This window comes from Pseudomonas sp. P5_A2_2, from assembly GCF_054177685.1.
Genome location: NZ_JBGCUL010000848.1, coordinates 1 through 1,928, shown reverse-complemented (window position 1 = coordinate 1,928; position 1,928 = coordinate 1). Strand labels below are relative to the sequence as shown.

At 63.1% G+C, this 1,928-nt stretch carries 2 protein-coding genes; both read left to right on the top strand.

The window, feature by feature from the left end:
* The coding region (locus ACXRVY_RS26495; protein ID WP_458238671.1) for a type VI secretion system-associated protein TagO at positions 1–527 on the top strand (527 nt) is incomplete at its 5' end.
* On the top strand, positions 515–1,928 hold a 1,414-nt coding region (tssA, locus tag ACXRVY_RS26490; RefSeq protein ID WP_458238670.1), incomplete at its 3' end, for a type VI secretion system protein TssA. The genes ACXRVY_RS26495 and tssA, both read left to right, overlap by 13 nt.

Genomic DNA, 1,928 nt, shown 5'->3' with positions numbered 1-1,928 from the left:
CTGGTACACCCATCCATCACGCACCAGTGGCACCACGCGCGCTTGGCCGGGCACTGCCGATTGTCGATCTGGTCCAACGCAATGAAGCCAAGCGTCCACCCGAGGATCAGCGTTTCCTGCTGTCGTCGTTCCCAGAGCCGGACAACGACCAGCAACAACGCATGGTGATCTCAGCCCCGGCGTTGGGCGCGGTGCCGCCTCGGCCTTACCTGGCCATCAGTTGCGAATCGAAAATCTCCCGCTTGCAACTGGTGCTGGATGAGCCAGCCAAGCCCAACAGAATTCGCATCCAGCTGTTCAAGGATGAGCGCCCGGTGTTCGAGGCCTATCAGTGGCAGGTGCTGGACGATGCCGGCCTGGTGGTCGACGCCGGACGCGGGCTACAGGCTATTTCCCTATTGCGCAACATGGGTGGCGGCCAGCGCCTTCGACTCGAGAGCGACTATCCCAGGCTGCACGGCTTGGTGTTTGACGTCGAAGGCCTGGGCGAACTGATCGAGCAGGAGCGCCAAGTATGTCGCTGGTAATCGACGTGCCGGCGGACACCGTCAAGCTGCTGCTGACACCCATCGAGCCCGAGCAATCCGCCGGCCATTTTGATGTGGAGGATGAAACCTACCAGGCCATCGACCAGGAAATGGTCAAGCTCGGCGGCTTGCGCGAGAGCGATATCGACTGGCCGTATATCGACGAAGCCTCCCGTCAATACCTGGCGATCCAGTGCAAGCACTGGCGCATCGTCGCCCATCTGCATGTGGTCTGGCTGCGCACCCGGCAATGGGCACGTTGGGCCGATGCCTTGGGCTTGTTGGCCGGCATGGTTGAGCTGTATTGGGACAGTGCCTACCCCAAGCCTGGCCCCACCGGCTACCTGAACAAACGCAAGCAGGTACAGCGTCTGTTGAGCGACCTGGGGCAGATGTTGCCGACCCTGGAGCGCAGCAGTTTTGAACCGGCCTATCAAGCCGCGGCGGAACTGGCCCTGGCCAATCTGCAACGCTGTGCCGAAAGCGCCAAGCTCGACCCCGCGCCGCTGGATGCGTTGCAACGCCAGTTGGATAAATACAGCGAGCCAGTCGTCGCCATTGAGCCCACTCGTGCGGCCACCTCCGGCAGCGTTCTGGATTCAGCCTTTTTTTCCAGCCCCAAACCGCAAGCGCCGAGCAATGAGCGCGAACAACGCCGCGCCGTGTTGAACATGGCCGAGCAGATCAACCAGCAAGACCCTTATGACCCTACCGGCTACCAATTGCGACGCTTCGGCCTGTGGTCGCATCTGCGCACCGCGCCGCCCATCACCCGCGACCGTCGCACCGAATTGACCGCCGTGCCCAAGGACATCGTCGACGGCTACCAGGACGCGCTGAACCATAGCGCCCTGGACCCGAACCTGTTGCTGCGTATCGAAAAAAGCGTCTGCGCCTCGCCGTATTGGCTGCGCGGCAGTTACCTGGCCGCCCACGTCGCCTCGCGCCTGGCGATGGAGGAAGTGGCCGCAGCCATTCGTCAGACCTGTGAGCGTTTTGTCTGCCGTTTGCCGGCGCTACTGGAGTTGTGTTTCAGCGACGGCACGCCGTTCGTGGATGCGCAAACCCAGGCCTGGATCACCGGCGCCGATMAGGCGCAAACCACCAGCAGCCCGGTGCAGGAATACGCCGGCCTGCGCGACGAACTGGCCGCTCAACTGAACACTGAGGGCGTTGAGCGGGTGCTGCTGCGCCTGCAGGAGCTGCACGCCGCCCATGACGCCCCGCGCCAGCGCAGCTACGCCACGGTGATTGCCGCCGATCTGCTCGCATCCCGCGGTCTGTCATGGCTGGCGGATGACCTGTACGCCAGCGTTGCGCGGATGATGCGCGAATCCACAGCGCAGGGCTGGGAGCCGGAGCTGTACAAGAAGGTGGCAGCCGTTATCAATGAAACTGAGG